The sequence below is a fragment of the Microbacterium sp. NPDC076895 genome, assembly GCF_040687115.1.
Lineage (GTDB): Bacteria > Actinomycetota > Actinomycetes > Actinomycetales > Microbacteriaceae > Microbacterium.
Map to the genome: position 1 here is coordinate 183,976 of NZ_JBFBMQ010000006.1, position 20,274 is coordinate 204,249.

General features: G+C 67.3%; 20 protein-coding genes and 1 tRNA gene. 10 read left to right on the forward strand and 11 right to left on the reverse strand.

Annotated elements, in window-relative coordinates; genetic code table 11:
- Nucleotides 1-5: 5 nt before the first annotated feature.
- The 3 genes from AB0O89_RS07460 to AB0O89_RS07470 all read right to left on the reverse strand — a co-directional run bounded on the left by AB0O89_RS07460 (nucleotide 6) and on the right by AB0O89_RS07470 (nucleotide 2,148).
- Nucleotides 6-770: an MIP/aquaporin family protein gene (locus AB0O89_RS07460; protein ID WP_363495743.1), complete on the reverse strand. Its 765-nt coding sequence runs from the start codon at nucleotides 768-770 to the stop codon at nucleotides 6-8.
- A complete protein-coding gene (locus AB0O89_RS07465) occupies nucleotides 767-1,177 on the reverse strand; it encodes an arsenate reductase ArsC (protein ID WP_228178021.1) in 411 nt (136 codons plus the stop codon). Before AB0O89_RS07465 ends, AB0O89_RS07460 begins: the two co-directional genes overlap by 4 nt.
- Nucleotides 1,178-1,251: 74 nt before the next feature.
- Entirely contained in the window at nucleotides 1,252-2,148 is an 897-nt protein-coding gene (locus AB0O89_RS07470) for a metalloregulator ArsR/SmtB family transcription factor (protein ID WP_363495747.1), read from the reverse strand.
- A gap of 52 nt (nucleotides 2,149-2,200) precedes the next feature.
- Between AB0O89_RS07470 and AB0O89_RS07475 the strand changes: the two genes are divergently transcribed.
- Nucleotides 2,201-2,995, forward strand: a complete 795-nt coding sequence (locus tag AB0O89_RS07475; protein WP_363495750.1) for an MOSC domain-containing protein — start codon at nucleotides 2,201-2,203, stop codon at nucleotides 2,993-2,995.
- A gap of 6 nt (nucleotides 2,996-3,001) precedes the next feature.
- Here AB0O89_RS07475 and AB0O89_RS07480 read toward each other — a convergent pair whose 3' ends face one another.
- On the reverse strand, nucleotides 3,002-3,757 hold the full coding sequence (locus tag AB0O89_RS07480; RefSeq protein WP_363495811.1) for a DeoR/GlpR family DNA-binding transcription regulator: 756 nt from the start codon (nucleotides 3,755-3,757) through the stop codon (nucleotides 3,002-3,004).
- Between the two features lie 47 nt (nucleotides 3,758-3,804).
- On the opposite strand from AB0O89_RS07480, the gene AB0O89_RS07485 reads away from it, so the two are divergent.
- Entirely contained in the window at nucleotides 3,805-4,185 is a 381-nt protein-coding gene (locus AB0O89_RS07485) for a DUF4406 domain-containing protein (protein ID WP_363495753.1), read from the forward strand.
- 36 nt (nucleotides 4,186-4,221) lie between these two features.
- Here the strand turns inward: AB0O89_RS07485 and AB0O89_RS07490 are convergent.
- Nucleotides 4,222-4,297, reverse strand: a tRNA-Lys gene (locus AB0O89_RS07490).
- Nucleotides 4,298-4,407: 110 nt separating this feature from the next.
- Here AB0O89_RS07490 and AB0O89_RS07495 point away from each other — a divergent pair.
- Both AB0O89_RS07495 and AB0O89_RS07500 read left to right on the forward strand, forming a co-directional pair.
- The gene (locus AB0O89_RS07495) at nucleotides 4,408-4,659 is read left to right on the forward strand and encodes an antitoxin (RefSeq protein WP_363495756.1); all 252 of its coding nucleotides are present in this window, start codon (nucleotides 4,408-4,410) and stop codon (nucleotides 4,657-4,659) included.
- Nucleotides 4,656-5,084 (forward strand): TA system VapC family ribonuclease toxin, encoded by a 429-nt coding sequence (locus AB0O89_RS07500; RefSeq protein WP_363495759.1) that lies wholly within the window; start codon nucleotides 4,656-4,658, stop codon nucleotides 5,082-5,084. Before AB0O89_RS07495 ends, AB0O89_RS07500 begins: the two co-directional genes overlap by 4 nt.
- 99 nt (nucleotides 5,085-5,183) lie before the next feature.
- On the opposite strand, the gene AB0O89_RS07505 is transcribed toward AB0O89_RS07500, so the two are convergent.
- Entirely contained in the window at nucleotides 5,184-5,852 is a 669-nt protein-coding gene (locus AB0O89_RS07505; RefSeq protein ID WP_363495762.1) for a fasciclin domain-containing protein, read from the reverse strand.
- Nucleotides 5,853-5,974: 122 nt separating this feature from the next.
- Here AB0O89_RS07505 and sigK point away from each other — a divergent pair, with 122 nt between their 5' ends.
- From sigK to AB0O89_RS07525, 4 genes are all read left to right on the forward strand, one after another.
- Nucleotides 5,975-6,565, forward strand: coding sequence for an ECF RNA polymerase sigma factor SigK (gene sigK / locus AB0O89_RS07510; protein WP_363495765.1), 591 nt, complete (start codon nucleotides 5,975-5,977; stop codon nucleotides 6,563-6,565).
- A complete protein-coding gene (locus tag AB0O89_RS07515; RefSeq protein ID WP_363495768.1) occupies nucleotides 6,562-7,317 on the forward strand; it encodes an anti-sigma factor in 756 nt (251 codons plus the stop codon). The genes sigK and AB0O89_RS07515 overlap by 4 nt, the downstream gene beginning before the upstream one ends.
- Nucleotides 7,318-7,347: 30 nt before the next feature.
- Nucleotides 7,348-7,986, forward strand: coding sequence for a DNA-directed RNA polymerase subunit beta (locus tag AB0O89_RS07520; protein WP_363495771.1), 639 nt, complete (start codon nucleotides 7,348-7,350; stop codon nucleotides 7,984-7,986).
- A 322-nt stretch (nucleotides 7,987-8,308) separates the two neighbouring features.
- Nucleotides 8,309-9,193 (forward strand): aminodeoxychorismate lyase, encoded by an 885-nt coding sequence (locus tag AB0O89_RS07525; protein WP_331791666.1) that lies wholly within the window; start codon nucleotides 8,309-8,311, stop codon nucleotides 9,191-9,193.
- Nucleotides 9,194-9,302: 109 nt separating this feature from the next.
- Here the strand turns inward: AB0O89_RS07525 and AB0O89_RS07530 are convergent, their stop codons facing one another.
- From AB0O89_RS07530 to AB0O89_RS07550, 5 genes are all read right to left on the reverse strand, one after another.
- On the reverse strand, nucleotides 9,303-10,118 hold the full coding sequence (locus tag AB0O89_RS07530) for a DUF559 domain-containing protein (RefSeq protein ID WP_363495775.1): 816 nt from the start codon (nucleotides 10,116-10,118) through the stop codon (nucleotides 9,303-9,305).
- Nucleotides 10,119-10,537: 419 nt separating this feature from the next.
- On the reverse strand, nucleotides 10,538-11,317 hold the full coding sequence (gene pstB, locus AB0O89_RS07535) for a phosphate ABC transporter ATP-binding protein PstB (protein WP_363495778.1): 780 nt from the start codon (nucleotides 11,315-11,317) through the stop codon (nucleotides 10,538-10,540).
- Nucleotides 11,318-11,333: 16 nt separating this feature from the next.
- A complete protein-coding gene (gene pstA / locus AB0O89_RS07540; RefSeq protein ID WP_363495781.1) occupies nucleotides 11,334-12,425 on the reverse strand; it encodes a phosphate ABC transporter permease PstA in 1,092 nt (363 codons plus the stop codon).
- On the reverse strand, nucleotides 12,425-13,387 hold the full coding sequence (gene pstC / locus AB0O89_RS07545; protein ID WP_363495784.1) for a phosphate ABC transporter permease subunit PstC: 963 nt from the start codon (nucleotides 13,385-13,387) through the stop codon (nucleotides 12,425-12,427). The genes pstA and pstC overlap by 1 nt, the downstream gene beginning before the upstream one ends.
- Before the next feature lie 129 nt (nucleotides 13,388-13,516).
- A complete protein-coding gene (locus AB0O89_RS07550) occupies nucleotides 13,517-14,620 on the reverse strand; it encodes a phosphate ABC transporter substrate-binding protein PstS (protein WP_363495787.1) in 1,104 nt (367 codons plus the stop codon).
- Nucleotides 14,621-14,796: 176 nt separating this feature from the next.
- Here AB0O89_RS07550 and AB0O89_RS07555 point away from each other — a divergent pair, with 176 nt between their 5' ends.
- Nucleotides 14,797-18,819, forward strand: coding sequence for a Pls/PosA family non-ribosomal peptide synthetase (locus tag AB0O89_RS07555; RefSeq protein ID WP_363495790.1), 4,023 nt, complete (start codon nucleotides 14,797-14,799; stop codon nucleotides 18,817-18,819).
- A complete protein-coding gene (locus AB0O89_RS07560; protein ID WP_363495793.1) occupies nucleotides 18,816-20,183 on the forward strand; it encodes a M1 family metallopeptidase in 1,368 nt (455 codons plus the stop codon). The genes AB0O89_RS07555 and AB0O89_RS07560 overlap by 4 nt, the downstream gene beginning before the upstream one ends.
- The last annotated feature ends 91 nt before the right edge of the window (nucleotides 20,184-20,274 follow it).

Sequence of the window (20,274 nt, forward strand, 5' to 3'; positions counted from 1 at the left end):
GGATTCTACGGGGCCGGACGATCGCGAGGGTGAACGGCCGAGGCGTCGGCTTCGGCATCCGTGTGCGGGATGACGATCTCTTCGGCGGCATCCGTGACGTGCGGGAAGAGGAGCATCGCGGCACCGACCGCGAGCGCCGCGCCGACAAGCTGCGCGGCGATGAACGGAAGCACCGACGACGCCCCGGTCCCCGCGAAGGTGTCGGTGAACAGGCGCCCGATCGTGACTGCAGGGTTGGCGAACGAGGTCGAGCTGGTGAACCAGTACGCCGCGCCGATATAGGCGCCCACGGCTGGGGCTGCTGCCGCGCCGCGCCCGGTGCGGGCGAGGGCGACGATGAGCAGCACGAGTCCGAAGGTTGCGACGACCTCCGCGATCAGCGTTGCCGGGGTCGCGCGGTCGGTGGTTGACAGGCTCGTTGGAACATCGAACATGACGTTGGCGAGGACGGCCCCGCCGATAGCGCCGGTGATCTGGGCGAGCGTGTAGATCCCGAGCATCGGCCCTGCGAGCCCCACCCGGCGGCGCCGCCCGAGGAACCAGTCCACGAGCGACACGGCCGGATTGAAATGAGCGCCCGAGATCGCGCCGAACATCAGGATCAGAACCGACAGGCCGAGCGCCGTTGCGATGCTGTTGGCGAGCAGCTGGATGCCGACATCCGACGTCAGTCGCGTTGCCATGATGCCCGAGCCGACAACGACCGTGACGAGCAGTCCGGTGCCGAGGAACTCGGCGACGGCGCGGCGGGCCAGGGGAGCGAGCGTCACGCTGCGGGGGCGATCTCGGAAAGCAGCGTTTCGACGCGCCCCCGGATCTCATCACGGATGCGGCGCACGGTCTCGACATCCTGACCGGCGGGGTCGTCGAGCTGCCAGTCTTCGTAACGCTTGCCGGGGTAGATCGGGCAGGCGTCGCCGCATCCCATCGTGATGACGACGTCGGACTCCTGCACAGACTGCACCGTGAGCACCTTCGGCGCGTTGTTCGCGATGTCGATGCCCTCTTCGGCCATAACCTGCACGGCGACGGGGTTGATCTGATCCTTCGGCTGGGATCCGGCAGAGCGCACCTCGACGCGGTCGCCGGCGAGGGCCTGCAGGTATCCGGCGGCGATCTGCGAACGGCCGGCGTTGTGGACGCAGACGAACAGGACGACGGGAGGGGTTGTCGACATGGGGTTCACCTTTCTCGGGATGAGAAAAGCATAGATGGCTATCTATCTGTGTGGGAAGCCGTGACGGCTCTGGTTCAGCGAGTGTTCACTTTCTCGCCGGAGCGGAGCTCCGCAAGAAGCTCCCTGACACGTCGGTCGATGTCGTCACGGATGCCGCGCACGGCTGCGAGCGGCTTGCCGACGGGATCCTCGAGCTCCCAGTCGAGGTATCGCGTTCCGGGATAGATCGGGCAGGCGTCGCCGCACCCCATCGTGATGACGACATCCGCGGCACGAACTGCTTCGTCGGTCAGCGGCTTCGGGAACTCGTCGCCGATCGAGACTCCGATCTCATCCAGCGCGGTCACGATTGTGGACCGCACGTCGGCAGTCGGGGCTGAACCGGCTGTGCGCACGGTGACGGTGTCGCCGGCGAGGTGTCGCAGGATGCCGGCGGCCAGCTGTGATCTGCCGGCGTTCTGTACACACACGAACAGCACGCTCGGGGTGGTATCCGACGGTCTCGCTGATGCCGTGGCCAGCGCGTCGAGCCTGCTCGCGGCGAACGAGAACGTGCGGGACGCCAGGAGAGGTGCATCCGTCGCTGAGAGGCGCGCGTGGCTGTCGGTGACGACCTCGCGAATCCGGTGGGCGTCGACGCGCTCGCCGAATCGCGCGTCGAGGTCAGTCACGATTCGGTCCAGATCGACGGATGCCGCCTCGCGTGGCCGGCCCAGGATCGCATCGACGCGGTCGGCGGCATCGGGTGCGATCGAGTACCAGACCTGGCGTCCCTCGGGCTCGCGGATCACGATCGCGTCGGCGAGGAGGGTCTTCATGTGGTGACTGACGGTCGGCTGGCGCAGTCCAAGCTCGGTCGCGAGCCGTCCGACGAGCACGCGACCGTCAGGCGAAGAGCGCATGAGGCTCAGGATGCGGGCGCGGGTCGGGTCGCCCAGCGATGTGAGCGCGGCATCCGTTCCGACATCCATTGATCGCAGTCTATTGGACGGTGTGGGGTGGCGCGCGTGGCACGATGGCGGCATGGCATCTGTCGCCGCCCTCTATCGCTACCCGGTCAAGGGGTTCACGCCAGAGCCGCGCGAGCAGATTGTGGTGCAGGATGACGGGTGCGTCGAGGGTGATCGAGTGCTCGCCTTCCGGTTTGCGGATGCCGTTGAGCCCGAGGACGAGGAGGGGCTCGCATACTGGCCTAAGAAGCGCGGCCTCGCCCTTATGGATATGCCCTCCCTCGCGCGTCTGCGGCTGAGCTACGACCAGCACCGGGGTCGCCTCGCGATCCGTGACGGAGAGCGCGTGCTCGTGGATGCCGCGCTCGACGACGCTGGTCGCCGCCAGATCGAGGATGCCGTCACCGCGTGGCTGCGGGAGACTCCCGACGTGCGGCATCTCAAGCGACCCGGGAGGCTTCCCCTGCGCCTTATCGGTGACGGTGTGACCTCGCAGTTTCAGGATCGGCCCCGCGGGTACGTGTCGGTTCATGCGGCGGCATCCGTCGCGGCCCTCGGTCGTGCCGCCGATGCCGTTGTCGATGATCGCCGGTTCCGCTCGAACGTCGTGGTCGCAGGCATTCCGCCGTGGCGCGATCTTGAGTGGCAGGGCAGGGTTCGGATCGGCGACGTCAACTTCGCAGTCCAGCGGCCCATCGTGCGATGCGCCGCGATCATGGCGAACCCCGACACCGGGCTGCAGGATGCCCCGCTGCTGCGCATCCTCACGCGAGAGTTCGGGCAGTCTTCACCAACGCTGGGCGTGCTGTTGCTTCCGGATAGTGGCGGCGGAACCCTTCGTGTCGGCGATCCTGTCGAGGTGGAATAGTCCGCGTCAGGCCGTATGAAGGAGCATCGCGCCAGCTGCTCGTAAATCTGCCGATATCGTGCTGTCGTCGTCGGCGTCGATGACAATGCCGCTAACGGCGTCGAGCGGGAGAACTCTGTAGCGCGAAGCGGTGCCGATCTTCTCCTCGCTCCCGAGGACGTAGGTGTCCGCGGCGCGCGCCGCGAGGGCGCGTTTCATGGCGGCTTCGTCTGCGTTGCCCGTAGTGAGGCCTTCCTCGGGGTGAATGCCTGTCACCCCGAGGAAGAAGAGGTCAGCGCTGATGTTCTGCGCGGCCTCGACCGCTGCGGCCCCGCACGCGACGGCAGAGTGCCCGAAGATGTGCCCGCCGATGAGGAACACGTCGACGTCGTGCGGGACGAGAGCGGCGGCGATCGTGGGACTGTGGGTGATCACGGTGCCCCGGAAGGTCTGCGGGAGAACGTGGACCATCGCAAGGGTCGTCGTGCCGCCGTCGAGAATAATGGTCGCGTCGGACGCGACGAGCGTGAGCGCGGCGGCTGCCACGCGGTGCTTGCTCTCAGGTGCGACCGATGTTCGCGTCGCATAGTCGGCGACCGCCGGTGAGGCGGGAAGAGCCCCTCCGTAGACCCGCACCGCCAGGCCCGCAGCATCCAGTTCGCGCAGATCGCGGCGGATGCTGTCTTCCGACAGCCCGAGTTCGGCGGCGAGTTCCTTCGCCACAATCCGGCCATCTCGGCGCAGGCGTTCGAGCAGGAGGTCTCTTCGTGCGGCAGCAAGCATGTCCCGTTCATCCTGTTCTTTCACGTTTCTGCTGTATCTTACCCGATATGACGAAACCCCTATTGATTTTGATTGCCGGACCCTACGCATCCGGAACAAACGGGAACCCGGATCTCATGGCGAAGAACCTCGCGCGGTTGGAGGAAGCAGCCTGGCCCATCTTCGAGGCCGGGCACATTCCGATGATCGGCGAGTGGGTAGCTCTGCCCGTACTTTCGAGCGCCGGCGCGACCGGTCCCACCGATCCGCTTGCCGCCGAGGTCATGTACCCGACGGCGGAGCGCCTGTTGCAGCACTGCGACGCCGTCCTGCGCCTGCCCGGCGAGTCCCGGGGTGCCGATCAGGATGTGGAGATCGCCCGGCGCCGCGGCATCCCGGTGTATCACGCGCTCGACGAGATTCCTCAAGCGGGCGGCGCGTCCGCGTAGCGAACCCTCGTGGCGCGGGTTCGAGTAACACCGACATGGTGGGCCCGGAGGGGCTCGAACCCTCGACCCGCGGATTAAAAGTCCGATGCTCTACCGACTGAGCTACAGGCCCCAGACCTCCAAGCCTACTTCGTGCGCGGCATCCGATTCACGACGTCGCGGACTAACCGCGCCGTCCCGGTTGCATCAATGCATCAAATTGGCTGATGCTATGATGTACAGATGCGAACCACGATCACGCTGACCTCGGCTGCTGAGGAAGCCGTGCGCAAGGTCATGCGTGAGCGTGGCCTCTCTTTCAAGGACGCGGTGAACTCGGCGATCCTCGCTGGCCTGGACCCCGATCCGGTCGACAGCTACGAGACGCCAGTGCGCAGGCTCGGCAAAGCAAGCGTCCCGTTGGATCGTGCTCTCGCTATCGCGGCCGAATTGGAAGACGAGGCCATCGCTCAGAAGCAAGAGCTGGCGAAGTGAAGCTCGTTGACGCCAACGTCCTTCTCTACGCCGTGGATGAGGATGCGCGTCATCACGCGGAGGCGAAAACGTGGCTTGATAGCGCACTGAGTTCGAGGGAAACCGTCGCGATTCCGTGGGTCTGCGCATTGGCCTTTGTTCGTCTGGCGACGAGTCGTCGGATCTACGCGAATCCCTTATCGGTCGATGACGCCTTCGACATTCTCAATGGGTGGATGAGTCGGTCCAGCGTCATCAGCCCCGAGCCCGGCGCCGGGCACTCCGATCGGATGCGCATGCTTCTCGCCGACGTTGGCACCGGTGGGAATCTCGTCATGGATGCTCACCTCGCTGCCCTTGCGATCGAGAATCGCGCCGAGGTCGTGACGTTCGACGGCGACTTCGGACGGTTCCCGGGTGTCGTGTGGCGGCGGCCCGGCGAATGAATCGAGGCGCGGCGTATGCCTCAGAAACGACGAGGCCGCCGCATCCGAAGATGACGACGGCCTCGCGTCCCTCCACCCTGGGGGATCGCCAACGGGCGCTCACATGGGAGGCATGAGCACCGTGTCGACGAGGTACACCACTGCGTTGGCGGTCTGAACGCCACCGCAGATGACCATGGCGTCGTTGACCATGAGGTTGTCGCCCGAACCGGTCACCTCGACGTCAGCGCCCTGCACCGTGGTGTGGGTACCGGGAAGGTCCTCGGGCAGGATCTGACCGGGAACAACGTGGTACGTGAGGATCGAGGTCAGCAGATCCGAGTCGGTCGACAGCGTGTCGATCGTTGCCTGGTCGATCTTCGCGAACGCGTCATCGACCGGAGCGAAGACGGTGAACTCGCCACCGTTGAGAGTGTCGACGAGGTTCACGTCGGGGTTCAGTCCACCACTCACTGCCGCGGTGAGCGTGGTCAGTAGCGGGTTGTTGGATGCCGCGGTGGCAACCGGGTCCATCGCCATGCCGTCAACCGAACCGGCGCCTGAGGGCACAGCCTCGGCGTACTCCGCGCAGCCTGCACCGACCAGGTAAGCGGTGGCATCCATCTCCTCCATGTCATCCATGGGGGTGGTCTGCTCGGTCATCGGCGTCTCGGCCATCTCGTCATCCATGTCCCCCGTGCTGGCGGTGGAGCAGGCGGACAGGGCAAGCGCGGCGACGAACGCCAGCGAGGCGCCAGCTGCGACGCGCGACTTCTTGGTGATCAACATTGTTCCTCCGGTGTTGTCGGAGCCTCGTCAGGGCTCATGGTCGTCCGCTCGTGGCGGCCTACACAGGGGTCTTCGGAAGCGCGGCGACATCGGATGGGAAATTCTTGCGGCATGCTGGACCCATGGTGATCGACGGCATGGACGTGCCAGACGACGGGGCGGGTGCCGTCGATCACGTCGCGGAGCTTCTCGAACGCGTCGCGCGCGGAGACCACGAGGCTTTCGCGAGCCTCTACGACATGCTGTCGTCGCGCGTGTTCGGGCTCATCCTGCGCGTCGTGGTCGACCGGTCGCAGAGCGAAGAAGTTCTGCAGGAGGTCTTCCTCGAGGTGTGGCAATCCGCCGCGCGCTTCGCTCCGAACAAAGGCCAGGGCAGATCCTGGGTGCTCACGATCGCACACCGCCGAGCCGTCGACCGAGTGCGGGCTTCGCAGGCGAGCGTCGATCGCGACATCCGGATCGGGTTCCGTGACATCGACGTCGCTCACGATGGCGTCGCCGAACAGGCGGAACTGCGGATCGAGAGCCGACGAGTAACAGAAGCACTCACCGCCCTTCCCGAATCACAGCGCGAGGCCCTCACCCTCGCGTATTTCGGGGGTTACAGTCAGAGCGAGATTGCGGCACTGGTGGGGGCGCCGCTCGGAACAGTGAAGACCCGGATGCGCGACGGCTTGTCGCGCCTGAGAGCAGAGATGGGGGTGGCCTCATGAACGAGCAGGAGTTCGCCGAGCTGTCGGCGGCGTCCGCCCTCGGCGCCCTCGATGCTGAGCAACAGCAGGCCTTCGACCTGGCTCTCACGATGCATCCTGAGTGGCGAGGCATCGCCGAGCGCGACCTCGAGACCGCTGCCGCGCTTGCCGACTACGCGCCCGAGGTTGATCCGCCCGCCGAGCTTCGGCACCACATCCTCACCCGGGTCGCGCTGGCACCGCAGACGGATGCTCTTCCGCTCGGTGCGACACCGGCGCCGAGTACCGGCGCTATTCAGACGCAGTCCCGCACGCGCTGGATGCGGAGCATGTTCGCCCTCGCGGCATCCTTCGTTCTTCTCGTCGCGCTCGGCTTCACCGCCGTCAGCATCAATGACTGGGTGAATCGTCCGCCCGAGGTCGTCGCGCTACAAGAGGTCCAGTCGGCACCGGATGCACAGTCGGCGACGGCGCAGATCGACGGCGGCGGCGAGTCCACGCTCTACTGGGCAGACTCGGTCGGAAAGGCCGTCATCGTTTCGGACGGACTACCGCAGATCGCCGACGATCAGAGCTACGAGCTGTGGTTCGTGCGGGGCGACGAGTCTCCGATCCCGGCTGGCGCGTTCGCTGCCAGCGGGCAGCGAACCGAAACGTGGATCCTCGACGGCGAGATGGAGCCGGGCGATACGATCGCGATCACGATCGAGCCCGCCGGTGGCTCCCCGACGGGCGAGCCGACCTCGGACGCCGTCGTCGCTATCCCGACCTGAGCGACGCCCGTCGCGACTACCCTGGAGCGGGTGAGTGACGACCCGCGGCCCTACCACAAGCCCGTCCGCAGACCGGCAGAGCTGTTCGACCGGCTGTTTGCTGCCGAAGATCCCGCAGAGGTCTCTCGCGTCGCCCACTCCACGGCGCAGGCGCTGCTCTCGCGCGTCCGTGCCAACCCCGACGATGCAGTTGTCGAGCGTTTGATCGCCTTCACTGCCGAGCACGGGATCGATGACATCGCAGAGCTGTGGTCGCGATCGCCCGCGAAGACCCTGCCCGGTGCGCTCTGGCGGCTTTACCTTGTGCAGCTCATGATCCATGACGACCCGATCACGGCGGCTTTGACCTACGAGCGGGGCCGCGCTGCCCTCGATACCGCGGACGCTTTGATCGCCGGGGCTCCCGTGCCGGCAAGTCCCGACGAGCTCGTCACCCTCGTCGACACGATCCTGCGCGGGCTCTTCCGCGGGGACTTCGCCGTAGCTCTCGAGCGCGCCGCCGCGTTCTGCCGTGTGCAGGCTGCGGGTGCGACGTACCTGGCTGACGACTACGACGCGACAGAGTCCGACCGCAGCGCCGCTTTCACCACGCGCGCACTGCGCCTGAGCGATTACGCATCCGATCTGAGCGCCTGCGCAGCCCTCTGGCGCCGCGAATCCCTCACCTGACCGAGTCGCCTGCCCCCGGCATCCTGCCCCGAGATGTGCGGGTTCGGCGCTCTGAGGCGGGCGCGGGAGGACGCAGTCGCGGCGGATGCGCAGACCGACCGGGCGCGAAAGTGCCGGGCCGCAGAACGCCGCGGTGCTGGTGGGGGCCTTGCGGGGCGAGAGGCGCCCTGTGCCCCGGCGCGAAAGTGCCGGGCCGCAGAACGCCTCTCGGCGCATGGCCGCTCGTAGCGGCAGAAGATGGAGCCCGGGGTTACTGCGGCCCGGCTATGACAGTCTAACCGCGTCACCGGACCGGGTATTCCCGCCGCGTAGGCTTCATCGCATGGCCACGAGTTACGCCCTGATGATTCAACCTGTCGATGGGGATGCCGACCGCGCGGACTTCGCTGACACGTTTGCGTCGGTGGATCCCGCGGCTCCGGCTCTGAGCGTGGGTGAACTGAGCACGCAACGCGGCGACGGGATCTTCGAGTCGATCGGCGTCGTCGACGGACATCCGCAGGAAGTCGATGCCCACCTCGACAGGCTTGCGCACTCCGCGCGCATCTGCGACCTCCCGGCGCCGAACCTCGCGCAATGGCGGGCCGCCATCGCCGCCGTTGCCGCGCACGCCCCGGCGGGGGAGTCGGTGATCAAGCTCATCCTCAGCCGCGGCATCGAGCACGGCCCGACGCCCACCGCGTGGGTCACCCTTGCCCCGGCGGCTGATTTCACGGCGGTGCGCGAGCGCGGCATCCGTGTTGTGACCCTCGATCGCGGCTATGACTCGACGGTGCCGGCCCGGGCGCCGTGGCTGCTGCTCGGTGCAAAGACACTCTCGTACGCCGTCAATATGGCCGCCCTTCGTGAGGCTCACCGTCGCGGGGCGGATGATGCGATCTTCGTCACCACCGACGGTTTCGTGCTCGAGGCGCCCACGGCATCCCTGGTGCTGCGCCGAGGGGATCGGTTCACCACTCCTGCGCCGACCGGCGGCATCCTGCACGGGACGACACAGCTGAGCATGTTCGCCTACCTGCAGGAGTGTGGCTACGAAACGGGATACGAGCAGATCCTGACCGAGTCACTGGCGAGCGTCGACGCGGCATGGCTCGTGTCGAGCGTTCGGCTCGCGGCGCCCATCACCGCAATCGATGGCACATCGCTCCCGACCGATGCCGCCTTCACGGCCGACCTGAACGCTTATCTTCTCAGCCCCCGTGACTGACACATCCGTCCTCCGGCCCAGACCCTGACGATGTCGCAACGGCGCGCGGTTCGCGTGACACGCCGGTGCCGGATGCTGCGTCCCGGCGCGTCGACACATCGATGCGCCGCTACGACAGCCGCCTGCCGAGCGCGCCGAGGATCGCAGCCTCCACGAGCTCCCAGTCGTGTACCACGAGGGAGTAGTCGAAGCGAAGCGTCGTGTAGCCCCAGCTCGCGGCGTTCGCGTCCCTGACCAGATCCTTGTGCCGCATGCGGACGCCGTCGTGGTTGTCACGGCCATCGACTTCGATCAGCAGGCGTTCGCCGATGACGGCATCCACCCGACCGACGCCGAACACCGACACCTGCGTTCGCACGCTCAAGCCGAGGTCGCGGAGGCGCCAGCGAAGGAGGGACTCGAGGCCGCTGTCGGCATCCTGTCGGGCCAGGTCAATGGCGTCTCGCGCCGCAGCATTCGTGTGCCGCCGGAGCCAACGCAGATCAGCCGCGTCGGCCCGCCGCTGCCGCAGTGCGGACTCGAGCACGACGAAGAACTCCTCGACTCCGCGGCAGTGCAGAATCTGTCGCAGGATCTGACGCACGGGCGGTGCCATCGTTCCGACGCCACTTCGGCCGTCATCCCAGTGCTCGATACATTCGCATCCGTCGTGCTTGTAGCAGTGTCGAGAGGGGAGCCAGACATGGACCTCGGTGGCATCATCGAGCACCCAGAGTCCGAGATGCCGCGCTGCTGAGACACACGCCAAGGTGCCACCGTGGGCCGTCGCGAGCAGGAGGTCACGGCAAGCCCAGGGGCGGGCGTACACTCCCCGGCGCACGCGTGTGATCGCACCCCAGTGCAGCGCGGTGCGCACCCAGGGATACCCGAAGCCGCGAGCGCGAAGCTCCGCCACGGTCATTACGGCCAAAGGCGCATCACACACACCGTCAGGCTCCGTCGATCACGTGTCTTCGCGTCATCCGGGAACCGTAGATGTGCGAACTCGTGCTCCCCGATGCCTTGGGGAGGAGTGGTTCCGCGCCCCTCGGACATGCGTCGATTCCGGGGCGCCGTGTCGCAACGGCGCATAGCTTCCTCGACACGCCGGTGACGGATGCCGCGGCCTGGCGTGTCGGCAGAAAGGTGCGCCGTTGTGACCGAGGCGGCGCTGCCGGGTACTTGCTCGGTCCCGGGGCGCCGTGTCGCAACGGCGCATAGCTTCCTCGACACGCCGGTGACGGATGCCGCGACCCGGCGTGTCGGCAGAAGGGTTCGCCGTTGCGACCGAGCAACGCGCGGGTGTGACGAAACGGATGAGGGGGCGGGGCCAAACGGCCGCGCCCCCTCCTCCGAAACGGATGCTTATCCGAAGCGGCCCGAGACGTAGTCTTCGGTGTCCTTGACCTTCGGGCGGGTGAAGATCGTGGTGGTCTCGTCGTACTCGATGAGCTTGCCCGGCTTGCCGGTACCGGCGATGTTGAAGAACGCGGTCTTGTCGGACACGCGTGAGGCCTGCTGCATGTTGTGCGTCACGATGACGATCGTGTACTCGCTCTTGAGCTCCTCGATGAGGTCTTCGATCGCGAGGGTGGAGATCGGGTCGAGGGCCGAGCACGGCTCATCCATCAGCAGAACGTCAGGCTCGACCGCGATGGCGCGCGCGATGCAGAGGCGCTGCTGCTGTCCGCCCGACAGCCCCGAGCCGGGACGGTCGAGGCGATCCTTGACCTCGTTCCACAGGTTCGCACCCTGCAGGGACTTCTCGACGAGCGTGTCCTGGTCGCCCTTGGACATGCGCTGGTTGTTGAGCTTGACGCCCGCCAGGACGTTCTCGCGGATCGACATCGTCGGGAACGGGTTGGGGCGCTGGAAGACCATGCCCACCTGGCGGCGCACGAGCACGGGGTCCACACCCGCGCCGTAGAGGTTGTCGCCGTCGATGAGCACCTCACCCTCGACACGGGCGCCGGGGATGACTTCGTGCATGCGGTTGAGGGTGCGGAGGAAGGTCGACTTGCCGCATCCGGAGGGGCCGATGAAGGCCGTCACCGAGCGGGGCTCAATCGTGAGCGAGACACCTTCGACGGCGAGGAAGTTGCCGTAGTAGACGTTGAGGTCGTTGACATCGATGCGCTTGGACACGGGGTTTCCTTCGGGTTCAGCGACCGGTCTTGGGAGCGAAGAGCTTCGCGACCAAGCGAGCGGCGAGGTTGAGCACCATGACGATGAGGATCAGGGTCAAGGCCCCGGCCCACGCGCGTGCGATGGACGCGTCGGGGTTGGTGCCCTGGTTGGCGTACTGGTTGTAGACGAACACCGGGAGGGTCATCATGTTGCCGTCCCAGATGTTCCAGTTCATGCTCTGCGTGAAGCCCGCCGTCAGCAGCAGCGGCGCAGTCTCACCGATGACGCGGGCGATGGCGAGCATGATTCCGGTCGTGATTCCGGCGATGGATGTCGGCAGCACGACCTTCGCGATCGTGAGCCACTTCGGCACACCCAGTGCATAGGACGCCTCGCGCAGCTCATTGGGAACCAGGCGCAGCATCTCTTCGGACGAGCGCACCACGACCGGGATCATGAGCACGCTCAAGGCGATCGCGCCCTCGAAGCCCGAGGAGTAGCCGGCGCCGAAGAAGATCACGAACACGGCGTACGCGAACAGACCGGCGACGATCGACGGGATGCCGGTCATGACGTCGACGAAGAAGGTGATGGAGCGCGCCAGCTTGCCGTTGTTTCCGTACTCGACGAGGTAGATCGAGGTCATGAGACCGATCGGCACCGAGATGATCGTTGCCGTCAGCGTGATGAGCAGGGTGCCGACGATCGCGTGCGCCGCGCCGCCGCCCTCACCGACGACGTTGCGCATCGACTCGGTGAAGAACGCGACGTCGAAGCGGGCGAGGCCGTTGACGAGCACCGTGAACAGCAGCGAGACCAGCGGAAGCAGCGCCACGATGAAGGCCGCCGACACCACCGCGGTGACGAAGCGGTCGGTCGCGTTGCGGCGTCCTTCGACGATCGAGGCCACGACGAAGATGAGGATTGCGTAGAGCACTGCGCCGAGGAAGACCGTGGCGACGATGTTGAAGTTCGCGAGCGGCTGGTCGAGGTTCAGGAGGAAGAAGACCAGGCCCATGACGAGCCACGAGCCGAGAAGCAGGAGCCAGGAGGTTCCCTTGGGCAGGCGCCCGTTGGCGAAGTGGTTCGCGGAGGAGCGCGTCGGGCTTGCGGTGGCGGTGGACATCAGTTGGCTCCCGAGAACTCAGCGCGGCGATTGACGATCCAGCGGGCTACCGCATTGACGGCAAAGGTGACGACGAACAGCACGAGGCCGGTCGCGATGAGGACGCTGATTCCGGCGCCGTAGGCCTCAGGGAAGCTCAGGGCGATGTTGGCGGGAATCGTCGTCGGGTTGGTCGACGTCAGCAGCTCGAACGTGATGACACCCGACACGGAGAGCACCATCGTCACGGCCATCGTTTCGCCGAGCGCTCGGCCGAGGGCGAGCATCGCTGCCGAGACCATGCCGCCGCGGGCGAAGGGAAGGACGGCCATCTTGATCATCTCCCAGCGGGTCGCGCCGAGGGCGAGAGCGGCCTCTTCGTGCAGGACGGGAGTCTGGAGGAAGACCTCACGCGAGATCGCCGTCATGATCGGCAGGACCATGATCGCCAGCACGAGCGCCGCGGTGAGGATCGTGCGTCCGGTAGCCGACACCTGCCCGCTGAAGAGCGGGATCCACCCGAGGTACGTGTTCAGCCAGACGTAGAAGGGCTGCACGAATCCGGCGAGCACCAGGCCGCCCCAGAGGCCGAAGACCACGGAAGGAACCGCCGCGAGGAGGTCGATGATGTAGCCGAGCACGGCGGCGGCGCGCCGTGGTGCGTAGTGCGAGATGAACAGCGCGATGCCGATCGCCACGGGAGCGGCCATCACGAGTGCCAGGATCGACGACCAGATTGTGCCGAAGATCAGCGGCCAGACGTACTCGAGGAACGACCGGCCCTTCAGGATCGGGTTCTCGTCGGCGGGCGTGGTGAACGCCGGGATGCTCTCGGCGATGAGGAAGATCGTCACAGCCGCCAGGACGGCGAGGATGATGATGCCGGCCCCGAGCGCGGTGCCCGAGAAGACGAGGTCTCCCGGGCGCTTTCGCGCTTTGATCTTTGTCGCGGTAACCGGACCCGCGTCCGTGCTGGTCGCCATGCAGATGTCCTTTGTGTCGAGTCCGGGTCAGGCTCAGCGAGTGTTCCGGGTCTCCCGGCCCCCTCGCTCAGCCTGCCCGGTTCGGTCCATTCGTGAATGTACCGAACCGGGCAGTCGTGAGGAAGGCGATCAGCCGATCAGGGCGATCGCGGCGTCAACCTGCGCCTGGAGCTCAGCCGAGATGGGCGCCGAACCGGCGTTCTCCGCCGAGGCTTCCTGGCCCTCGGGGCTGGCGATGTAGGTGAAGTACGCCGACACGAGCTCGGCGATGTTGGCGTCCTCGTACTCGATGCAGCCGATCATGTAGCTGATGAGCGCGATCGGGTAGACACCGGCCTCCTCGGTCGCGTAGTCGACCTCGATCGACAGGTCGCCTTCGCCGCGTCCCTCGACGAACGGCGAGGAGTCAACGATCATCGCGGCAGCTTCGGCCGAGTAGGGGACGAACTCGCCACCCACGCCGACCGAGACGACACCGAGGCCGCCGACCTGCGACGCGTCGGCGTAGGTGATGGTGCCCTGACCGTTGCGGGTCGCGTCGACGACACCCGAGGTGCCCTGCGCGGCCTCGCCACCGGCGATCGGCCACACGCCGTCAGCCTCGTACGGCCAGGAGTCGGGCGCTGCCTGCTCCAGGTAGAGGGTGAAGGTGTCGGTCGTGCCGGAGTCGTCCGAGCGGTGCACCGGCGAGATGGCGAGGTCGGGAAGCTCGACGCCCTCGTTCAGCTCGGCGATGGCCGGGTCGTTCCAGTTGGTGATGGTGCCGGCGAAGATGCCCGCGATCACGTCGGCGGTCATGTTCAGAGAGTCGATGCCCTCGAGGTTGAACGCGACGGCGATCGGCGAGATGTACAGCGGAAGCTGGACGATGCCAGCCGAACCGCCGTCGGCGCACGCGCCGAAGCCGCCTGCGGCGAGCTCCTCGTCGTTGAACGGACGGTCAGAGCCGATGAAGTTGCTCGCGCCGGCGATGAAGTTCTCGCGGCCCGTGCCCGAACCGGTCGGCTCGTAGTTGACGGTGACATCGGGGTTGGCGGTCTGGAAGCCGGCGACCCAGGCCTCCTGGCCTGCGGTCTGCGAGGACGCGCCGGTTCCTCCGATGGTGCCCGAGAGGGTCGACGCGGTGGGCTCGGAGGTGGAGCCGCCGTTCGACTCGTTGGAGGCGCAGCCAGCCAGCGCGAGGGTGGCGACGGCGGCGACAGCGCCCAGCTGGGCGAAGCGGGTGATCTTCACTGTGAATCCTTCACTGTGTCGGGGTTTCAATGGCGGGCCCGGTGCAGGGCACCTACGTGAGGGTAGACAGCGACTCTTAAGGGATCGGTTGGTAGAGGTGAACGGCAGGTAAACGGCCTCGGGCGGTCTGCGGTTTTCCCGCTACCCCGCACGACGTGCCCCGGTACCGTCGGATCGTGACTTTCGACCAGGCGGCCATCCTCGATCGGGCCGCTCATGCCGCCCCGCCGCGGACGCTCATCGACATCCTGCAAGAAACGGTGCGCCGCCATCCGGAGGCTTCAGCTATCGATGACGGCGCGGGACCTGCGGTGAGCTACCGGGAGCTCGCTGCCCGCGTTGCCCTCACCGCCTCGCGCCTGGTGGCAGCTGGCGTGCGGCACGGCGATCGTGTCGGCATCCGTATGACATCAGGCACGAAAGAGCTCTACATCGCGATTCTCGGCGTCATGGCAGCCGGTGCCTCCTACGTTCCGGTCGACGCCGATGACACGGCAGAACGCGCAGCCCTCGTCTTCGGCGAAGCCGGGGTAGCAGGGGTGATCACGGGCCGCGGGATCTACGCGCCGAGCGTGCCGGACGCCGCTGATGGAGATCATGACGCGACCCGCATCGCCCCGTCCGACGTCACATCCGAGATCCCGACCATCGATGATTCCACCGACGAGGACGAGGACCTGTTCGCCGGCGAGGCTCCGGCGGGGCATACGCGTGCGCTCGACATCCTGGTCCAGCCCGCACCCGACGATGATGCGTGGATCATCTTCACCTCGGGCTCGACCGGGGTTCCCAAGGGGGTCGCGGTCACGCACCGGTGTGCCGCGGCGTTCGTGGATGCCGAGAGCCGCCTGTTTCTGCAGAACGAGCCCCTCGGCACCTCCGACCGGGTGCTGGCGGGGTTGTCGGTTGCGTTCGATGCCTCTTGTGAGGAGATGTGGCTCGCGTGGGCGCACGGCGCCTGCCTCGTCCCTGCTCCGCGTGCACTGGTTCGTTCGGGCGTCGACCTTGCGAACTGGCTCGCGCGCCAGGGCATCACGGTCATCTCCACGGTGCCGACGCTGGCCGCGATGTGGCCGAGTTCGACGATCGACAACGTCAGGCTGCTGATCTTCGGCGGTGAGGCCGTGCCGCCCGAACTCGGCACGCGCCTGGCAGCTGAGGGCCGCGAGGTGTGGAACACGTACGGTCCCACCGAGGCAACCGTCGTCTCGTGTGCCGCGCCGCTCGTACCCGACGCCCCGGTCCGCATCGGGCTTCCGCTCGAGGGCTGGTCGCTTGCAGTCGTGGATGCCGAGGGTAACCGGGTCGCGGCGGGGGAGAGCGGCGAACTCATCATCGGCGGCGTCGGGCTCGCTCGCTACCTCGACCCGGCGAAGGATGCCGAGAAGTACGCTCCCATGCCGACGCTGGGGTGGGAGCGCGCGTATCGGTCGGGTGATCTCGTGCGCTATGAACCCGAGGGGCTCGTCTTTCTCGGGCGCGCCGACGACCAGGTGAAGATCGGCGGGCGCCGCATCGAACTCGGCGAGGTCGAGGCGGCCCTGCAGGATCTTCCGGGGGTCACGGCAGCAACCGCGGCCGTGCGCACCTCCGAGGCCGGCAACCCGGTGCTGGTCGCCTATATCGTCGTCGACGAACCCGAGGCGTTTGATCGTGCCGCCGCGCGAGCATCGCTGGCAGACCGCCTGCCCGCCGGCATCATGCCCCTGTTCGCGTTGCTCCCCGACCTTCCGGCGCGCACCTCGGGGAAGGTCGACCGTGCGGCGCTCCCGTGGCCCGTTCCGGGGGCCGAGCAACCCGCCGCGGGGTTGTCTGACAACGAAGCGTGGCTCGCGGAGCAGTGGCAGGCGGTGCTCGGCGTCCCCGCCGAAGGCCGCGCGTCAGACTTCTTCGACCTCGGCGGTGGGTCGCTTGCGGCGGCACAGCTTGCGTCGCGAGTGCGTGCGCGGCTTCCCGAGTTCACGGTCGCCGACATCTACGACATGCCGCGTCTCGGGGCGATGGCATCCTTGCTGCCGCAGACGGATGCTGCCCCTGACGCGTCTGCCGCCGAGTATCACCGCGCGACACCAACCCCCGCAGGCACACGGATCGCCCAGACCCTGCTCGGGGCGCCGCTGTTCATCCTGTCCGGCATCCGGTGGCTGCTGTACCTCCTCACCGCGAGCACGCTGCTGCAGCTCGGCGGTGGGTTCGCCTTCCTCCCGACCGTGCCGTGGTGGGTGCTGGTGATCGGCCTGCTCGTCTTCGCGACCCCGTTCGGTCGCATGGCGATCGCGGTGATCGCGGCGCGAACCCTGCTCGCAGGGCTGGAACCTGGTGACTATCCGCGCGGCGGCAGTGTCCACCTGCGGTTGTGGCTTGCCGAGCAGGTCGCCGACCAGGTCGACGCGGTCGGGTATGTGGGGGCGCCGTGGGTCACGTACTACGCGCGGGCGCTGGGGGCCTCGATCGGCCGCGACGTCCACATGCACACGCTGCCCCCTGTCACCGGGATGCTGGAGGTCGGCGACAACGCGGCGATCGACCCCGAAGTCGATCTCAGCGGCACGTGGGTCGACGGCGACACGGTGCGCGTCGGCGGCATCCGGATCGATGCGGATGCCGTGATCGGCGCCCGCAGCACACTTGCTCCCGGCACCAAGATCGGTCGGCGTGCGCGGGTTGCCCCCGGTTCGGCGGTGTTCGGGCGGGTCAAGCCCGACCAGGCGTGGGCCGGCTCGCCCGCAGTGCGCGTCGGGGAGCCTCCCGCCGATTGGCCCGCGGAACATGCGCCGGCTCCGCACCGGTGGCTGTGGGCCTATATCGCGTCCTCGCTGGCCTTGGCATTGCTGCCGATCGTCGCGTTCGCCGCCGGTGCCGGTGTCATGGCGCTTGTGATGCAGGACGCGCAGACTCTCGCGGAGGCGGCGCTCCTCGGCCTCGCGTGGCTCGTGCCCGGCATCCTGATCGCCGGTGTGGTCTTCGCCGGCACCGTCGTGATCGCCGTGCGGTTGCTCTCGCTCGACCTTCGCGAGGGAACGTACCCCGTGCGCAGCCGGCTCGGGTGGCAGGTGTGGACGACCGAGCGACTTCTCGACTCGGCGCGCACCGTGCTGTTTCCCCTCTACTCGAGCCTGTTCACTCCCCTCTGGCTGCGGATGCTGGGAGCCTCAGTCGGCCGCAACGTCGAGGCATCCACGGTGCTGCTGATCCCGTCGATGACCACGATCGACGATGGCGCGTTCCTTGCCGATGACACGATGGTCGCCTCGTACGAGCTGGGCGGCGGCTGGATGCGCGTCGACCACGTCAGGATCGGCAAGCGCGCGTTCGTCGGAAACTCCGGCATGGTGGCGCCCGGGCACCGAGTCCCGAAGGACGGACTGATCGCGGTGCTCTCCGCGGCTCCGGCGAAGGCGAAGGCGGGATCGTCCTGGCTCGGGTCCCCAGCCGTGCGTCTGCGACGCGTCGCCGCCAGCGTCGATGAGTCCCGCACCTACGAGCCGCCCGTCGCTTTGCGCATCGCGCGGAGCCTTTGGGAGCTCTCGCGAATCGTTCCGGTTTTTGTGACCGGGCTCATTGGTTTCGGGGTGCTCATGACCCTGGCAGCCCTCTGGACCAGCATCGGACCGTGGTGGACGGTGCTGCTCTCGGGAATTGTCATGCTCGCCGCCGGCGCGGTGGCAGCAGCCACTTCGACAGCCGCTAAGTGGGTTCTCGTTGGGCCGATCCGCGCGGGCGAGTATCCACTGTGGTCGAGTTTCGTCTGGCGCACCGAGGTGGTCGACACCTTCACCGAGATGGTCGCTGCTCCCTGGTTCGCTCGCGCAGCATCCGGTACCCCCGCACTTGCCGTGTGGCTGCGCTCGCTCGGCGCCCGGGTCGGCCGCGGAGTCTGGTGCGAGACGTACTGGCTCCCCGAGCCCGATCTCGTGCACCTCGGCGACGGATCCACCGTCAATCGGGGATGCGTTGTGCAGACTCACCTGTTTCATGATCGGATCATGAGTATGGATGCCGTCACCCTCGAACCCGGTGCAACGCTCGGGCCGCACTCGGTCATCCTGCCCGCGGCCTCGATCGGTGCTCACGCGACCGTTGGTCCTGCCTCGCTGGTCATGCGGGGGGAAAGCGTGCCGGTCGGCTCGCGGTGGAGCGGGAATCCCATCGGCCCGTGGCGTGCGGTGAAGATCCGCGCGTATCAGGCGGCCCCGTGATCGACACCGGTCGCCGAGACGGCGTCGATCGGGAAGACGTCCCTGCTCATGACACCTATACGCCTCAGAGCGGCGACCTCTCGTTCGATGTCGAAGCATATGCGCTCGATCTGAGCTACCGCGTCCGCACCAACAGGCTTGAGGGACGCGCGACCCTCGGCATCCGGATTCTGGCCGCAACGTCGTCGATCGCGCTCGATCTCGTCGGCCTTCGGGTCAGTCGGGTCCGCATCGCGGGGCAGCGACGGACCCCGCACACGCAGGGCCCCCGGAAGCTCCGCCTCACACTGCCGCGCACGATGCAGCCGGGGGAGTCCCTGACGGTGACGATTGAGTATGCCGGCGCACCAGCCCCCCGCCGTTCCCGCTGGGGGACGATCGGCTGGGAGGAGCTGACCGAGGGGTCCCTCGTCGCGTCGCAGCCGATCGGAGCCCCCACATGGTTTCCGTGTAACGATCGTCCCGACAACCGCGCGACGTACGGCATCCGTGTCACGACGGATGCCGAGTACACGGCTGTCGCCACCGGTGTGCTGCAGTCGCGCACCCGCTCGGGCGGTCAGGTCACCGCCGAATACGCGATCGGTGTGCCGACGGCGACGTACCTCGTCGCCGTCTATGTCGGACAGTTCGAGTCGCACCGGCTCGATGAGCGCATCGTCGTTGCCTCACCGCCGTCGCTGCGCGCCGACGTGAAGCGGGCTCTGGGCCCGCTACCGCGCATGATGACGGCCTTCGAGGAGCGGTTCGGAACATACCCGCAGGAGAGCTGCACAATCGTGGTGACGGCAGATCCGCTCGAGATCCCCCTCGAGGCGCAGGGCACCGCCGTCTTCGGCGCGAACCACCTCGACCCGGACTCCGAACGCCTCGTCGCTCACGAGCTTGCCCACCAGTGGTTCGGCAACAGCGTCGGGGTGGCGCGGTGGCGCGATATCTGGCTCAACGAAGGATTCGCGTGTTACGCGGAATGGCTGTGGTTCGAGGCGATCGGTGCGGAGACCGCCGATGCCGCTGCCCGCCGGGCTCATGCGGGGCTCGCAGATCTCGCGCAAGACCTCGTCATCAGCGATCCCGGCGCCGATCTCATGTTCGATGACCGGCTCTACAAACGGGGAGCGCTGACCCTGCACGCCGTGCGCCTGACGATCGGTGACGATCCGTTCTTCGATCTCGTGCGCGACTGGTGCAGCGCGTACGTGAACGCGTGCGTCACGACCGAGGATTTCCGTCGCTTCGTCGATGGCGCCGGTCACGACCTCGAGGCGCTGCTGGATGCCTGGCTGGATGCCGGCCCGCTGCCGTCGTTGCCGCCGCGACCGGATGCCTCCAAGCGCCCGGCGAAGAAGAAGTCAGCGCGCTAGACGATATGAGCCTTCGGTCCTCTTGAGGCTGGGGCCTCGATTCGCGTAAGCGTGGGTTGCCAGCCTGTGGGGGCTGGCCTATCCGACAGGC

Excerpts from the sequence above, each read along its gene's own strand:
- pstA (WP_363495781.1), bottom strand. The coding sequence starts at position 12,425 with ATGTCCACCGCCACCGCAAGCCCGACGCGCTCCTCCGCGAACCACTTC.
- AB0O89_RS07505 (WP_363495762.1), bottom strand. The coding sequence starts at position 5,852 with ATGTTGATCACCAAGAAGTCGCGCGTCGCAGCTGGCGCCTCGCTGGCG.
- AB0O89_RS07515 (WP_363495768.1), top strand. The coding sequence starts at position 6,562 with ATGAACGAGCAGGAGTTCGCCGAGCTGTCGGCGGCGTCCGCCCTCGGC.
- AB0O89_RS07525 (WP_331791666.1), top strand. The coding sequence starts at position 8,309 with ATGGCCACGAGTTACGCCCTGATGATTCAACCTGTCGATGGGGATGCC.
- AB0O89_RS07495 (WP_363495756.1), top strand. The coding sequence starts at position 4,408 with ATGCGAACCACGATCACGCTGACCTCGGCTGCTGAGGAAGCCGTGCGC.
- AB0O89_RS07485 (WP_363495753.1), top strand. The coding sequence starts at position 3,805 with ATGACGAAACCCCTATTGATTTTGATTGCCGGACCCTACGCATCCGGA.
- pstC (WP_363495784.1), bottom strand. The coding sequence starts at position 13,387 with ATGGCGACCAGCACGGACGCGGGTCCGGTTACCGCGACAAAGATCAAA.
- AB0O89_RS07475 (WP_363495750.1), top strand. The coding sequence starts at position 2,201 with ATGGCATCTGTCGCCGCCCTCTATCGCTACCCGGTCAAGGGGTTCACG.
- AB0O89_RS07470 (WP_363495747.1), bottom strand. The coding sequence starts at position 2,148 with ATGGATGTCGGAACGGATGCCGCGCTCACATCGCTGGGCGACCCGACC.
- sigK (WP_363495765.1), top strand. The coding sequence starts at position 5,975 with ATGGTGATCGACGGCATGGACGTGCCAGACGACGGGGCGGGTGCCGTC.
- AB0O89_RS07480 (WP_363495811.1), bottom strand. The coding sequence starts at position 3,757 with ATGCTTGCTGCCGCACGAAGAGACCTCCTGCTCGAACGCCTGCGCCGA.
- AB0O89_RS07465 (WP_228178021.1), bottom strand. The coding sequence starts at position 1,177 with ATGTCGACAACCCCTCCCGTCGTCCTGTTCGTCTGCGTCCACAACGCC.